Raw genomic sequence first — 14,902 nt, 5'->3', positions numbered from 1 at the left:
TTTCGCGCTGTAACTTCCGGGTTTTCTCTAACCTTCGCTTAACTGCACAAAATCCTTACATCAAATCCTTCATATCTACAGTGTCCATATCATCGAACGCCTGATTCTCTCCCACCATTCCCCAGATAAAGGTATATGCTCTGGAACCACAGCCGGAATGGATGGACCAGCTCGGCGATATTATCGCTTCTTCGTTTCTCATTACGATATGCCTCGTTTCGCTGGGTTCTCCCATATAGTGCATAACGAAGGCATCCTGCTGCATTTCGAAATAAAGGTATACCTCCATGCGCCTGTCGTGAGTATGGCAAGGCATCGTATTCCATACGCTTCCCGGCTCAAGCTTTGTCATGCCCATAACGAGCTGGCAACTCTCTACCTGCCCCGGAAGAATATATTTGCAGATAACTCTATGGTTCGCATCCTCCAAGCAGCCTAGCTCCACCTTATTCTCATCCTTTACAATAACTACACCCGATTCGGGTTCTCCTTCGGGCTTTATCAATACGGTAGGATAAGGCTTATGGGCGGGTGCGCTGTTGATATAAAATTTAGCGGGGCAGGAAGCATCCTTACTTTCGAAGGAGATATCTTTTGCGCCCATACCAATGTACATTCCTTCTTTGAAGCCTACCTGATAGCTTTTTCCGTCAATGATAATCGTTCCTGCACCGCCGATATTGATTACGCCCATTTCCCTTCTCTGAAGAAAATATTCCGCCCGCAGCTCGTCCCCTGCCGTCAGCTTAAGCATTTTCGAAACAGGTGTCGCCGCTCCCGTAATAATACGGTCGATATGGCTGTATACAAGCTTAATTTCATCCTCTACAAATAAATCCCGAATCAGAAATTCTTCTCTCAATCTCTCTGTCGTATAGTGTTTCACATCTCTCGGCGAAACCGCTGTTCTAAGTTCCATACTTTTCCCATCCTTCCTGTTTTAATCTTCAACTTAAAAATGTCTTATAAAATCATCTGAACTCTTCTATCCGTTATGCCTTTATCCTATCATACTATTTATTCCAATTCTTGTTTTATGTTTTCATAAATATTGCAAATATTGAACACACCCCTTATAATGAAATTAAGAATCAGGAAAATTAGGAAAACCATGGAAAGGATTGAACTATTATGAAGGAATTTACATCGTGTAAAATGGCAACCCAGCATTGTATTACCAATAAGTATTTTGCTCTTGCGCATCTTTATAGCGATGAAAAGACGATGGACATGCACATTCATGACTGCTGCGAAATCTATTATTCCATATCCGGAGGAAAGCAGTTTTTAATAGACAACCGCTTTTATGATATCGAGCCCGGAGATATTTTCTTTATCAATCAATATGAAAGCCATTATTTGACGCAGGTAGATACCGGCGTACACGAGAGGATTGTTCTTTCTGTACATCCTGATTATTTGCAGGAGATTTCCTCTGATCAGACCGATTTAAGCTATTGCTTTACTCATAGATTCGACGTGCTCCCTCACAAGCTTCATTTGGACCCGGAAATGAGCAAACGCTTTATTTATTTGATACATAAAATAGCCGATAGCGAAGGCTTCGGCTGCGATTTAATGGAGCGCGCTGCGTTTTCCGACCTCATGGTCTTTCTCAACCGAACCTTTTATGAGTCCTGCCATAGGGAATATACGGAGACGCCTGTTACTAACCATGCGCAGGTGGATGATATTCTCAGCTACATTAACCGGCATATTTCTGAAGACATTACCTTAGAACGGCTTTCTGAATATTTCTATTTAAGCTCCTCTTATTTGTGCCGCATTTTCAAATCTACCACAGGCACTACTATCAACAAATATATTACCGCAAGAAGAATCACCATCGCCAAGGCTCTGCTGAACGAGGGAATTTCCGTTACGGAAGTTTGCGGTCAATGCGGCTTCAACGATTACAGCAACTTCTTAAAGGCTTTTACCAAGGCCGTAGGAATATCTCCTAAGAAATACGCGCAGTTCAATTCTTAGACTCGGCTCCGGAGACGCTGTCCCAGCCATATTTGGGGAAAATGATGTATTCCAGTATTTTAGAATGAATAAAAGAGATTCCGCCTGCACTGAAAAACAGTATCGGCCAGAAGACAAATATGCCCAGAGCGATGATGCAACCGGCGATAACCGCCATGAAAAACACCCAGGAGAGGTTTTTAAGCATCACCATGAAGGTCATGAAGAACAGATTCTTAAGATTCGTATCCAAGCGGGCTGCAAGCGGAAACACAAGCATGAGCATGCATAGATAAAGCACCGCAAATACGAGGTACAGCCAGAAAATAAAGGCTGCTCCCTCGAAGGTTGCACGGTGCCATATATATAAGCCGCCTGCGAAAAAGAAACCGAGACCAAGCATAATCAGCCATAAGGCGGTGGATTGCCTGAGGTTTTCTTTAAAGGCCTTCCAAAATGACTGAAAGATATAACTTTCCTCGTTTCGCGCCATTTTCAAGGATACGTAACAGAGCGCAGAGGAGGCGGCACCGATCGTCACCACAGGCAGACTTAGAAGTGTCCAAAGGACGGTCAGAAAGAAAATATCTGCCACCTTCCCCATAAATCTCCAAATGGGATTGTCATAATGAAATAAATTCGCCATACCTTCCTCCTCTTATTTTACCACTTTCTGTCGTACTGCGCTGTTACCTCCGTAACGATTTTATTTCTTCCTTTGCTTATGGAATAGCAGACCGCAGGGATTCTCGTCATTGGATGGAGCAAATTGGTGTTCGGGTCGGCTCCAATCACATTTCCTCTGCCTTCACCTCCCTTTGCCGTAACCTCACAAAAGCAGTAACAGTTCTCCACTCTTGCCATAGAACCGCTTTCGGTCAGCTTTTCTCCCTCCACATCGATTTCTACCGCAAATCCGCAGTCATAGGCTTCACATTCCACGTCGCTTTCTATCGTATGCTTCCTGATATGTCCGGCAGATGTGGGCGTAATTACTGTCTCCACCGATATTCCCGGATAAGGCGACCATCTGGAAATCACGCCCTCCTGAGACAAGCTAAAGTCCTGGCATCCTCTGCGTACATACACATACCCGTTGATATAAAAAGCCAGCATGCTGTCCGGTGCAGCCTCATGGATTTCACATGTGGATTTCGCCATGTTAACGGCAAACCGCGTATCATAGGCAAACTTCCCGTATTTGGCGGGAGTCTGTCCGTGACCGGAGGGACTGTATTTCCCCGGTACAAAAGCGGTAGTATGATTTTCATAACGGTATATCATCATATCGGCATAGGGAAGCTGTATCTGTGTCTCCAGTTCAGGCATAGGTTCCGCCTTTGCCGGCCAAAAAGGATGGTCGTCCGGCAGCATCAAAACCGCGAAGGTCTTCAGCGCCCAATAAGGAGAGCCTGGGCCGTTGTAACGCTCTCCCATAACAAGGTTGGGATATCCGTAGCCTATGGTCAGAACGCCGTCTCTGTCAAAAATCGGCTTTTTCATCCAGTCACATAAATGTCTTACTATCAAGCCTTTTATCACTCCTACCGGAAAAGGCGTCACATCTGCGATCAGGCATGCGCACCAGAAGCTGACCTGAGAAAAGCGGTAGGACAAAGACCGTCCGTAAGGCAGAGCCGCTCCGTTATCATCGAACCAGTAGATAAACTGCTTTGCGAAAAGTTCCGCCCGCTTTTTGTAAATCTGACTTCGCTCCTTATCCTCTTCCTCCATGACTCTGGCATAAAAGAGGGTATAAAAATGAATGGCAAAGGACACATAATAATCCTTCTGCCCGGAATCTCCGTCCTGATACCAGCCGTCCCCCAGATAAAAGGTATCTGCGCCGTTCAAATAATATTCCAGCTTCTTGGCATCATATTTTCTTCCCAGCTTTTTCAGCGCAACATTCACGAGAACTGCAAACAAAATCCAGTTGCAGATAGGAAGGTTATATTCATTGATTCCATAGAGCCAGTTCGCCAGATTATCCTTCTCTGTTTCACAAAGCGGATCCCACGTCTTTTCCGGTGACAAAATCAGTCCGTAGGAAATTGCCGCCATTTCTACAAACCGCTGATCGAAAGAACGAAAGCCTCCCCAGTATTCCGGGCTATCGGGGTTCGTACCTGCTGCCAGGCCCTTCCTGTATATTTCTTCAAATTCAGGTGCTTTTCCGCCGCCTGCCCAGAAAGGGACCAAGCCCCATAAGGGGCGTGAAAATGCTTCTAATTCAATTGTTCTTCTCCCATAAGTCGTTGCCGTCACACCTAAATTAAGCTCCGCTTTTTCCTCACTGTAATAGGGAATCAGAGGATTCACAATCTCCAATAGCAGCTCCCGGAACTCTTCCTTACTGCTTAGCTTTCCATCCCAGTCCGTCTTCATGCTCATACCTCCGTTTACCAATATAATATCCAGTCTCTGTCAAGTCTCATAAGAGCTTCCATATAAAAATAATCTCCCCACGAATTACATTCATCCACTCCGTAATGGTTGCACGTATTGTAAGGCGATTTATTGGAATAGGTACTGTGCAGCACCAGTCCGTTGGAAAACTTGGCATCCTTCACCGCATAATTGTCATACACAGACTTCATAAGCTGCATCGCCAGCTTCTTGTATACGTTCGCATCCTCTCCATCCATAGACTTAACCATTTCCAGCATACCACAGGCAGCAATAGAAGCCGAAGACGAATCTCTCGGCTGGTCATCCCCGTCTGTAAATTCCAAATCCCAGAAAGGGACCATGTCTTTCGGCAAATGCTCCAAAAAGTACTGTGTTACGTTCTTAAATATATCAATATACTCTTCCCTCTTCGTATACTTATAAGCCAGTGCACTTCCATAGATTCCCCATGCCTGTCCTCTCGCCCATGCAGACCCGTCCTTGTAGCCCTGACAAGTCGATCCATGGTCCGGCGCTCCTGTCTTCATGTCGAAAAAGAAGGTATGCCATGTGGAATAGTCCTCACGGATCACATTTCGAATCGCTGTATGTATATGCTTCTCAGCAATGTCTCTATATTTACCGTCCCCCGTTTCCTCCGAGGCCCAATATAGAAGGGGCAGATTCAACAGACAGTCTATGATAAGCCTATAGTTCTCCGGCGCATCCATAGGTCCCCACGCCTGGATAAATTCACCTATCGGATGAAATCTGGTGAGCAGCTGGTCCGCAGCTTTTATCGCTGCTTCCCTTCCCTTTTTGCTTCCAACCAGCTTATAACCGGCAACGCAGGAGGGTGAATACAGAAAACCCATGTCGTGGTGATCCACTTCTATTTTATTGTCGATTCTGTCCAAAAAGCTGTCTATCTGGATTTCTCCGGCTTTCTTCAGCCTCTCGTCTCTCGTGTACTCGTAGGCCAGCCATATTTCTCCCGTCCAGAAGCCCGTAGTCCAATAGTTATTCTCTATGGGCTTATAAAAATTGTTCTCACTGTAAGCGTTCTGAAATTTGTCGGTAAATTCGGGCAGATTGCGGATTACCTGCTCCGAGCCGAACTGAAGCGCCCGCTTTATTTCTTCCCCGGTAATTACCGGCATGTTGTCAAATAACATGTTCTTGCCTCCTTTTCAAATCAATCGGTCTTCTTCACTTATCCATAATTTTAACCTTTCAATCCGGTAGAAGCAACACCCTCCACAAAGTATTTCTGCAAGCAGAGAAATACCAAAATAACCGGAACCAGGGATACCACGGAACCCGCCATAATCAGCCCGTATTCTGCCGAATACTGTCCGATGAACATTTTCAATCCTAGCTGTATGGTCTTTTTCGTCTCTGTTTTTAAGTAAATCAACGGTCCCAAGTAGTCATTCCACGTGTTAACGAAAGTAAAAATAGTGAGCGTGGATAGCGCGGGCTTTGACAGCGGAAGCATAATCTTAAGATAAATCCGGTATTCGCTCATACCGTCGATTCTCGCTGCCTCGCATAAATCATTAGGAATTCCTTCGTAAAACTGCTTCATCAAGAATACGCCGAAGGCTGAGAACGCCTGCAGACAAATCATAGCTAACAGCTTATCGTTGAGTCCCATTCCCCTCATCATAATGAACTGGGGTACCATATATACCTGCCAAGGCATTGCAATTGTGGATATATATGCTAAAAATAGTATATTTTTATGTTTAAACTCCAACTTTGCAAAAGAATAAGCGGCAAAGCTCGATGTGAGCAATTGTAAAAAAGTAACTACAATCGTTAAAAATACCGTATTCTGAACGAATTGCAAAAGCGGAATTTTTGTCCATATCTTAATATAATTGTCCCATTTGGGAACTTCCGGTATCCAGACGAAAGGGTCCATCAGGAAAACCTCCCGGTTGGATTTAATGGATGCAGACAGCATCCACAAAAACGGAACGATCATAATAGCGGTAATTATGAGCAAAATAAGATAGACACCGACTTTTCCGGCAATCTTATTTCTTTCTTTCGATTTAAATTTTTTTGTTGAAACATTATTTCCCATTGCGGTTCCTCCTTTTTTTGTTTATTTTAACTCCTATCTGTGTGCCTTGGCACACGTATAAAGCAGGATGTTGAAAAAAGCTTTTATTTTTCAACCTATTCTCCCAGCTTTTTCTCATATCGGAACTGTATCAGCGTAACGATAAGCACCAATACGAACAATACCATCGCGATAGCGCTGGAATATCCCAGATCCCAATAATTGAATGCATTCTGATAAATGTAATAAACAAGAACCGTTGAAGAAATGCTCAGCTTTCCATCTCCGCCTCCGGCCAGCATGATCGCAATGTCATATACCTTGAAACAATTGATGGTCAGCATTACCACAACAAAGAATGTAGTGGCGCGAAGCTGCGGCCACGTAATGAACTTGAATTTCTGCCATGTACTGGCACCGTCCAAGCTGCCCGCTTCATATAATTCGGCAGAAATACCCTGTAGTCCTGCCAGATAGATTACCATATAGTAACCCATATATTTCCATACACTGAATAATATTAAGGTAAAGAGTACGAGCCCTCCGCCAAACCACTTGGGAAGATTAGCCTGCGGCACTCCAAATACGTTTAGCAGCAGATAATTGATCGGTCCCTTCGACGGATGAAAAATCATACTCCATACGGCTGTAATTGCCACTAAGGACGCTACATATGGGAAAAATGCCACCGTACGGAAGAAACCTCTCGCTCTGATTTTCTGATTCAGCACGATAGCCAAAGCTAACGAAGCTATCATCGTAAGAGGTACTGTCCCTATAACGTAAATAATCGTGTTTTTAAGCGCCGCCACAAAAAAAGTATCTCCGATCAGCCTTTTGAAATTATTCAGGGCTACGAATTCCATCGTGTTGTTTCCATCCCATTTCATGAAGGCGAGCAAAAAGGCGAATACGATAGGAACGAGAGTAAATACGGCAAATCCTATAAAGTTGGGCGCAATAAACGAGTAGGCTACCAAGTCTCTTTTCGCTTCTCTGCTTATTCTTCTGTTATTTCTGATTGCCGTGGCCTTACGCTGCACGCTCTCTCTTTTGGCAATCAGCTTCTGTTTTTTCTTCATATCCATTTCGATACGAATCTGCTTCATCAAATCCGCGGACTCTACTTCCAGCTTTTCCATCCGGGCTGCTTTTTTTGCGTCCATTCTAACATCCTCTCTCTGATAGTTCGGGGCCGGTATTTACCAGCCCCGGAATTGTCATATTTACTTAAGGATTATTGTCCTAAAACTTTTCCAACTTCATCATTCATTGCTGCAATACCTTCATCAACAGTCATTTCACGATTCATAATGGATTTATGATATGTATCGAGAATATCGTTAATTGCGGATACGTTTTCTGCATAAGGAACTTCCAGGTATAAGTTAGATACATTAAGAGCTTCCTTGCTGGTGTCATCCTGCGGGAATCCGTCGAGGCCGGAAATAATGCCTGCAACTTCGGCATTCATAAGAGCCGGGAAGTTACCCGTTTCAGCCATAACTTTCGCACCTTCCGCACTGGATACCCAGTTTACGAAATCAAATGCTGCCTGTTTTTGCTCGGATACGCTTGTTACTGCCAGACCTGTAATCGTACCGAGCGTGGAACCCGCCTCTACGCCGTCTGCGTGAGGATATTTTACCATACCCCAGTTTCCGCAAAGAGAAGCGTCATACTCTCCGCTGGCAATATTGGCCATTAAAGTAGATATAAACCATGAACCCATATTCATCATCGCTACATCGCCGCCTGAGAATGCTGCGGAATAATGTAAGCCTTCTGCGCTCAGATCAGCATAATTTCTGCAGATCTGGTCGTCTTCCTGCTTCAGGACCATTTCATAATACGGTTTGAAGAAATCATAATTTCCGTCTAAGATGGTATGCTTTCCGTCAAGTACGCCGAACAACTGAACAGCACTTCTCCATGTATGGTAATGTGTGCCGTAAACCTGAGCTCCGAAAGTAGGATCTGCTACCTGTCTTGCCAGGGCATCGTATTCGTCAAAGGTCATATCGTTGGTAGGATAATCAACACCCGCCGCATCAAAAATGTCCTTGTTGTAGAAAACTACCCAGAAATCATTTCTGAAAGGAAGCTCATAGAGGCTTCCGTTTACCGTAACCTGTTTGTCAACGCCGCCGTACTGGCTAAGGTCGATACCTGCTGAAGAAATGTAGCTGTCAAGAGGCTCCAGCGTATTCTTGGAAACCAAAGTTGCATAACCGGGAACGTCCTTGATCGTAACTACGTCGAAATCAGAACCGCTTCCGGATAATTCCGTCGCGAGTACTGTCATGTAATCTGTAGAACCTAAATCTGTCATTTCAACTGTAACGTTAGGGTTGGCTGCTTCGTATGCTTCCTTCAGCGCTTCCCAGTAAGGAGTAATGTCTTTATCCCATATTGCCCACTTAAGCGTAACAGGTTCCGCAGCATCTGCCTGCGCAGTATCCTCTGCCTCTGCCACTTCCTCAGCTGCCGGTTCCGTTGTCTCCGTTGCAGTGCTTTCCGTCGTAGCAGCCGGTGTCTCTGCTGCTGCAGAACCGCATCCGGCAAACAAGGTTGCCATCATTGTTGTTGCAAGAAAAATTCCTAAAAGCCTTTTTTTCATGAATAGATTCCTCCCTTTTCACGATAATTAATTAATAGTAGCAAACATACCCTTAAGGTAATTGACCCGGTGGGCTATTGTGGTTTAAGTATATAAATTATTTCTTTTATTTTACATGAAATATTTCTTTATTTCATTCATAATTCATTCTTATTCAGAAATATTCAGAAAAAAAGCTTCACTTTTTTTGATTAAGATGCACTATTTTTTTTACTTTGTCATTTTAATGGTTTTTCCTTTCCAACAAAACTTTCGTTGTGCTAGAATACATTCAAAGGCCTAGTTCATCGCACAAATCAGTATAGTGGTCTCTAAGACCCGGAAGGAGAAACAAGATGGTTCCTGCAAAAGGCAAACTGAACAAATACCTTCATACAATACGCGCGCGTATCCTGCTTAGTACTGTTATGTTAATCGTCATTATAAGCATTATCATAACCTCTATCAGCTATTTCGTAGTTTCCTCCAGCCTTCAGAAGAACTTAATCCAAACTTCAGAAACTAAGCTGGCCTTTTTGTGCTCATCTATAGATTCTAACATAGATAACGTTATTGGCTTCATCCGGTCCTGCCGGATCAGCAGTAAAATCAAAAACTTCGCCGGGGAAAAGGATACCGACAGTAACGGCATTAAGCGAGAGGCCCACGATTTCATTATAGATACCTATGCGGCTAACGCCGCACTTCCTTCCTCGCTCATCCGTCTCGTGGTCATCGGCAAGGAAAGAAGCGACATTGTACAAGTGGTGGAATCTCCTTATTCCACTATAGCAGTTTCCGCCGATGCCATTTTGTCCCTCCCTTATTTTAATACACTTCATTCCAATCCGGGAGAGGTATCCACAGGAATATTAATGGACCCTTTCTTTACCACAAAGCAGGTTCCCATGATCCCTTTCGTCCACACTATCGAACATCCTTATAAAGCTGAAGAGCTTGGATATATTTATACGGAAATGTCTCTCTCCGTTATTACCGGTCCCATTAAAAACTATTTGTCGGAGACGGACAGCCGTTTCTTCTTTCAGATCGGTGACTACCGCTATGAATATAGCGACCACATGCTGACTCCCTCCTCGGTTCAGTTCATATTGGAAGAGGATTTGTCGGATATCTCACTAAGCAGCGATACCATCATTCAAAAGGTCTATAATCCGGAAAGCAAAAGCCATTCGATTATGATAACGCGTCCTCTCGGCACCAAAGGCTGGTATGTGACCGAGTGCCTGGATCAAACGGTATTGTCCAAAAATATTTATCGTACCTTTTTCTTAATAGCATTGATCATTCTTACTTCTGCCAGCATTATCGGAATTCTTCTTTCCTGGTTCTTGTCCAAGACGGTAAATGTTCCGGTCCATAAGCTTCAGGAAAGAATGAAAAGGATTGCAGGCGGCGATTTCGAAAGGGATCCTTCTACGGAATGGGGGCATGAACTGGGTGACATCGGTAAGAATATCAACGATTTATCCGAGAATGTGCAATTGCTTATGGATCAAAGAATAGCAGATGAGAGACAGAAGAAAGATTATGAATATAAAATGCTGCAAAGCCAGATCAATCCTCACTTTATATACAATACACTTAATTCCATCAAATGGATGGCTACTATTCAAAATGCCTCCGGTATCGCGGAAATGACCACATCTCTTTCCCGGCTGCTGAAGGATATCGCTAAGGGAACGACCAATCTCGTTACTTTAGAGCATGAAATTTCTTTGATCAATGATTATTTCACGATACAGCAATACCGTTACGGCGGCACCATCACTCTCCATTATAATATTGAAGACGAAACCTTAAACTCTTGCAGGATATTGAAATTCACCTTACAGCCTATTGTGGAGAATTCCATTTTCCACGGTATCGAACCGAAAGGAAACGCAGGAAGCATCGAGATTCATATTTACCGGGATGAGACTGGCGACATACGTATTGATATTACCGATGACGGCGTAGGCATGACACCGGAGGTGGCCGCTCATTTGCTGGATACGGAGGCTCCGGCAGAATCCTCGTTTTTTAAGGAATTCGGTATCAGTAACGTTCACAAGCGTTTGCAATATGAATTCGGTGATAAATATGGACTATCCGTGAAAAGCAAGATCGGTGAGTTCACAACTATTTCGATATTGCTGCCGTTCCAATTAGAACCTTTCGATTCGAAGGATTCAGGCGCACAAACCGAGGGGGTATCTCATGATTAATTTACTTATAGCCGACGATGAACCATTGGTTCAGGCAGGTATCAAATCCATGCTCAATTGGGAGGATTACGATATAAATATTATAGGAACGGCAACCAACGGAGCTATTGCCTACCATATGATAAAGGAGAATTCTCCTGAAATCGTCATAACAGATATTAAGATGCCTCTTATGAGCGGGCTGGAACTGGCTAAAAAATGTTATGAAGAAGGAATGACTCTGCCTATATTCATCATCCTTACCAGTTACGAAGAATTTCAGTTCGTAAAGGAAGCCCTTACCTATCAGGTCGCCGATTACCTTGTGAAGCTGGAACTCACTCCTGAAATCCTTGGAGAATCCTTGAAGCGTGCTATCGGTAAGGTATCCGAGATGCAGAAAACAATAAGCGCCGCAAATACATCTATCGGGAGTATTTACTTATTAAAGGAGCAGTTTTATACGAGACTTATTTTGAACCTGTTCGAATCCGAGCATCAATTCGAAATTCAATATAATAACCTCAACATCGATTTTAATCATGAGGCCTTTGCCGCCTCTTACATCGAAATACAAAGTGAAAAGCTATCTTCCATGTCCTCAGAAAAGAAACTTAACCTATACACCAGCAGCCTGCAAATTGTACGGGAGCTGACGGCTAAGTACATTCCCTGCCACGTTCTGTCACTGGATACGAAGCATTTTGCCATTATCTTTTTTTTGGATAAGGACACGGAAGAATTCAAAGAAATTATCCGCAGCACCATAGCGCAGGTTTCCTCCATGCTTTACAACTATTACAGCGTCACCATACTGGCGAGTGTCGGAGCAGTAGTTAAAAAGCCAATACAAATCGCCTCCTCGTTTCAGGATTCCAAGCAGGTATTCTCGCAGTTGACGCCGGCGCAGCCTCTTCTTTTTGCAGAGGATGCTCCTTACGATAAGCCTCTCAAAAATGTCTTCAATATGTCTTTATTCAAAGAGGACATTCGAAAGGCCTATGCCGAATTCGATGGGAAGGCACTTTATGCCATTTTTACTTCTATTATGGAGCTGTTCCAGAATCAGCCCTCCCACTATGTACAGGCGCTGGATGCTGCCGGAAATATTTTATATCTATCCCTTTCCCTGTTGAGTAACGGCGAGCAGACAGTATCGGAAATATTTAAAAACAAAAGCAACGGATATCGTTCCCTCTACGAGCTTACCAATGTGGAACAGATATTGGAATGGCTGACCATATTCCGCGACGGGCTGTGCGAAAGCTTCGCCACGCACAACAAAGATTACAAGAACCATATCGTAATCAATGTGAAAAAATATATCAGTGAACACGTAGAGGAAAAGCTTACCTTAAATAAAGTAGCCGAGGTTTTTAATATAAGTCCAAACTACTTGAGCGTTCTTTTTTCCAAATATAACGATTTGGGATTTACTGATTACATCAATCAGAGCAAAGTCGATGCCGCAAAAAAAATGATGGCGGACGGAGATTTTAAGATATATGAAATATCCGATATCCTCGGTTTCGAAAGCGCATTTTATTTCAGCCGCGTGTTCAAAAAGGTAACCGGAGTCTCTCCCAGGGATTATATGAGCCAAATTATATAAATACTAAATAAAATAGTGAAGCTTATCGTAATATAATTCATTCTAATTATTAAAATATAAAATTATACTGGAACCAGAGAAGCATTTTACTTGCTTTTCTGGTTTTTGTTCCATTATGTTCAAGTACATGCCATCGTCCATCAAATAATTGAACTGAGTACGTCAGTACACCAGGAGTTCACAGGTCATAAAGAAAGGTATGGTTAACCGTATGTTTTTTGAATTAGCTAAAGAGTACCGGCATCCCCTTATTCCCTTTGCCCCCTTTGCCCCCATTACCGACAGAGGGGCTTGGGATTCCCTGGATGCGCAGTGGCGAAAGGAAGCGATCGGGTTGGGCGAAAAATATCTGGAGTTTTCCTTTCCTTATATCTCAGCCTCGGATTTCATGGATTTTTCGAAAACAGGGAACAGAGTCCGGTTCGAGTCCAAATCCTTCGCTAAGCGTCTGGCCCTAAGTGCGCTGGTACTGGCGGAATGCGCAGAAAACAAAGGGCGGTTTACTCAGGATATTATAAACGGTATCTTTTCTGTTTGCGAGGAAAGCGCATGGCAGCTTCCGGCGCACAACTCCTACATACGCGACTGCCCGCAGCTTCCCCTGCCCGATACGACAGCTCCCGTGTTAGATCTGTTTGCCTGCGAGACGGGCGCGGTTCTGGCTGCAGCTTATTATTTGATGAGGGACCCTCTCGATAAAATCAGCCCCTTTATAACGAAACGAATTCTCTCGGAGCTTAAGCACCGCATTTTTACCCCATATTTAAATGTCCATTTCTGGTGGATGGGCAACGGAAATGAGCCGATGAATAACTGGACGATCTGGTGTACGCAAAATGTCCTGCTATCCGCCTTCTTAACGGATGGAAATGAGGATATCCGGTACGACATTTTTCTGAAGGCTTGTAAAAGTACCGATTACTTTCTTGCCGAATACGGTGAGGACGGCTGCTGTGACGAAGGTGCTCAGTACTATCGCCATGCCGGTCTATGCCTGTTCAATACCATGGAGATACTAAACGCAATAACAAACGGCCGCTTCGCTTCCCTCTATGAAGATACGAAGATCCGGAATATTGCTTCTTACATACTGAACGTTCATATTGACGACAAATACTATGTGAACTTCGCAGATTGTTCCCCCGCCGCAGGGCGTGCGGGAGTACGGGAATATTTATTTGCCAGGCGGACCGGCAACAAGGCAATGGCGCAGTTTGCCGCTGACGATTTCAAAAAGGATCTGCCCGCTTCTCTCCTTTTATCCTCAGAAAATAATTTATACTATCGTTTGCAGAACGCATTTACTGCTGCCGGGATAAGGGGCTGTGATACCAGCCTTCCTCTTTCCCGCCGGGATATCTTTTATCCCAGTACGGGTCTCTTTATCGCAAGAGATGAACAGTTCTGCCTTGCCGTAAAGGCAGGGGGTAACGGGGACAGTCATAACCACAACGATACCGGAAGCTTTACCGTATACAAGAACGGCAAGCCTATGTTCATCGACATCGGAGTGGAAAGCTATACGAAGAAAACTTTCTCTTCCCGGCGTTACGAAATATGGACCATGCAGTCCGCCTACCACAACCTTCCTACCGTGGGCGGCTTTATGCAAAAGGACGGAGCCGAATATAAGGCAAAGGATGTCGTTTACCGGATGGAAAAGGAGGTATGCGATATCGAAATGGATATTTCCGGAGCTTATCCCCCCGAATGCGGCCTTCTTTTCTATAAACGGCATGCTGCCCTATACAAGGGAAAGTACATCACTATTGAGGACTCTTTTTCCGTTCCCCTTTCTCAGGTAGTCATCAGCCTTATGACCTATGAAAAGCCTGTGGCCAGTCACTTATCCGACAAGAACAGCCCCACGGTTTCCATAGGCTCTTTGGGAAAGATGCAGATAGAGGGCGGCAGCATTTATACAATAGAGGAAATTCCGGTTGCCGATCCTCGTCTAAAGGCTGTCTGGGAGCACGAAATCTACCGGATTCTGGTCCTGCCGGATAAAAACAGTTTGAAAATACTGATTTCATAGAACCGCATTGCAGTGTACA

11 protein-coding genes are annotated in these 14,902 nt (G+C 44.1%); 4 read left to right on the top strand and 7 right to left on the bottom strand.

Annotated elements, in window-relative coordinates; all coding sequences use genetic code 11:
* Positions 1–55: 55 nt before the first annotated feature.
* Positions 56–919: a 5-dehydro-4-deoxy-D-glucuronate isomerase gene (kduI, locus tag CC90_RS0116350; protein ID WP_031391815.1), complete on the bottom strand. Its 864-nt coding sequence runs from the start codon at positions 917–919 to the stop codon at positions 56–58.
* 212 nt (positions 920–1,131) lie between these two features.
* On the opposite strand from kduI, the gene CC90_RS0116345 reads away from it, so the two are divergent.
* Complete coding sequence (locus CC90_RS0116345) at positions 1,132–1,989, top strand: helix-turn-helix transcriptional regulator (protein ID WP_031391814.1); 858 nt, start codon at positions 1,132–1,134, stop codon at positions 1,987–1,989.
* Here CC90_RS0116345 and CC90_RS0116340 read toward each other — a convergent pair.
* The 6 genes from CC90_RS0116340 to CC90_RS0116315 form a co-directional block, all read right to left on the bottom strand.
* A complete protein-coding gene (locus CC90_RS0116340; protein WP_031391813.1) occupies positions 1,979–2,614 on the bottom strand; it encodes a YesL family protein in 636 nt (211 codons plus the stop codon). The two genes, CC90_RS0116345 and CC90_RS0116340, sit on opposite strands and share 11 nt — an antisense overlap.
* A gap of 17 nt (positions 2,615–2,631) precedes the next feature.
* Positions 2,632–4,356: a DUF2264 domain-containing protein gene (locus CC90_RS0116335; protein WP_035315793.1), complete on the bottom strand. Its 1,725-nt coding sequence runs from the start codon at positions 4,354–4,356 to the stop codon at positions 2,632–2,634.
* A 14-nt stretch (positions 4,357–4,370) separates the two neighbouring features.
* Complete coding sequence (locus tag CC90_RS0116330) at positions 4,371–5,534, bottom strand: glycoside hydrolase family 88 protein (protein ID WP_031391811.1); 1,164 nt, start codon at positions 5,532–5,534, stop codon at positions 4,371–4,373.
* A 50-nt stretch (positions 5,535–5,584) separates the two neighbouring features.
* Entirely contained in the window at positions 5,585–6,451 is an 867-nt protein-coding gene (locus CC90_RS0116325; RefSeq protein WP_051869701.1) for a carbohydrate ABC transporter permease, read from the bottom strand.
* Positions 6,452–6,546: 95 nt separating this feature from the next.
* The gene (locus CC90_RS0116320) at positions 6,547–7,596 is read right to left on the bottom strand and encodes a carbohydrate ABC transporter permease (protein ID WP_330373244.1); all 1,050 of its coding nucleotides are present in this window, start codon (positions 7,594–7,596) and stop codon (positions 6,547–6,549) included.
* A 71-nt stretch (positions 7,597–7,667) separates the two neighbouring features.
* A complete protein-coding gene (locus CC90_RS0116315; RefSeq protein ID WP_031391808.1) occupies positions 7,668–9,050 on the bottom strand; it encodes an ABC transporter substrate-binding protein in 1,383 nt (460 codons plus the stop codon).
* Positions 9,051–9,385: 335 nt separating this feature from the next.
* On the opposite strand from CC90_RS0116315, the gene CC90_RS22535 reads away from it, so the two are divergent.
* The 3 genes from CC90_RS22535 to CC90_RS0116300 all read left to right on the top strand — a co-directional run bounded on the left by CC90_RS22535 (position 9,386) and on the right by CC90_RS0116300 (position 14,883).
* Positions 9,386–11,257 carry a sensor histidine kinase gene (locus tag CC90_RS22535; RefSeq protein ID WP_051869699.1) on the top strand — a complete coding sequence of 624 codons (1,872 nt, stop codon included), beginning with the start codon at positions 9,386–9,388 and terminating at the stop codon, positions 11,255–11,257.
* Entirely contained in the window at positions 11,250–12,848 is a 1,599-nt protein-coding gene (locus CC90_RS0116305; protein WP_031391806.1) for a response regulator transcription factor, read from the top strand. The genes CC90_RS22535 and CC90_RS0116305 overlap by 8 nt, the downstream gene beginning before the upstream one ends.
* 211 nt (positions 12,849–13,059) lie before the next feature.
* The gene (locus tag CC90_RS0116300) at positions 13,060–14,883 is read left to right on the top strand and encodes a heparinase II/III domain-containing protein (protein ID WP_031391805.1); all 1,824 of its coding nucleotides are present in this window, start codon (positions 13,060–13,062) and stop codon (positions 14,881–14,883) included.
* Positions 14,884–14,902: the final 19 nt, after the last annotated feature.

Origin of the sequence: Kineothrix alysoides, assembly GCF_000732725.1 — a bacterium.
GTDB classification, from domain to species: Bacteria; Bacillota; Clostridia; order Lachnospirales; family Lachnospiraceae; genus Kineothrix; species Kineothrix alysoides.
The sequence above is the reverse complement of the archived record's forward strand: the minus strand, read 5'-3'. Positions and strand labels throughout refer to the sequence as shown.

Coding starts and splice junctions, on each gene's coding strand:
- kduI (WP_031391815.1), bottom strand. CDS start 919: ATGGAACTTAGAACAGCGGTTTCGCCGAGAGATGTGAAACACTATACG.
- CC90_RS0116345 (WP_031391814.1), top strand. CDS start 1,132: ATGAAGGAATTTACATCGTGTAAAATGGCAACCCAGCATTGTATTACC.
- CC90_RS0116340 (WP_031391813.1), bottom strand. CDS start 2,614: ATGGCGAATTTATTTCATTATGACAATCCCATTTGGAGATTTATGGGG.
- CC90_RS0116335 (WP_035315793.1), bottom strand. CDS start 4,356: ATGAAGACGGACTGGGATGGAAAGCTAAGCAGTAAGGAAGAGTTCCGG.
- CC90_RS0116330 (WP_031391811.1), bottom strand. CDS start 5,534: ATGTTATTTGACAACATGCCGGTAATTACCGGGGAAGAAATAAAGCGG.
- CC90_RS0116325 (WP_051869701.1), bottom strand. CDS start 6,451: ATGGGAAATAATGTTTCAACAAAAAAATTTAAATCGAAAGAAAGAAAT.
- CC90_RS0116320 (WP_330373244.1), bottom strand. CDS start 7,596: ATGGACGCAAAAAAAGCAGCCCGGATGGAAAAGCTGGAAGTAGAGTCC.
- CC90_RS0116315 (WP_031391808.1), bottom strand. CDS start 9,050: ATGAAAAAAAGGCTTTTAGGAATTTTTCTTGCAACAACAATGATGGCA.
- CC90_RS22535 (WP_051869699.1), top strand. CDS start 9,386: ATGGTTCCTGCAAAAGGCAAACTGAACAAATACCTTCATACAATACGC.
- CC90_RS0116305 (WP_031391806.1), top strand. CDS start 11,250: ATGATTAATTTACTTATAGCCGACGATGAACCATTGGTTCAGGCAGGT.
- CC90_RS0116300 (WP_031391805.1), top strand. CDS start 13,060: ATGTTTTTTGAATTAGCTAAAGAGTACCGGCATCCCCTTATTCCCTTT.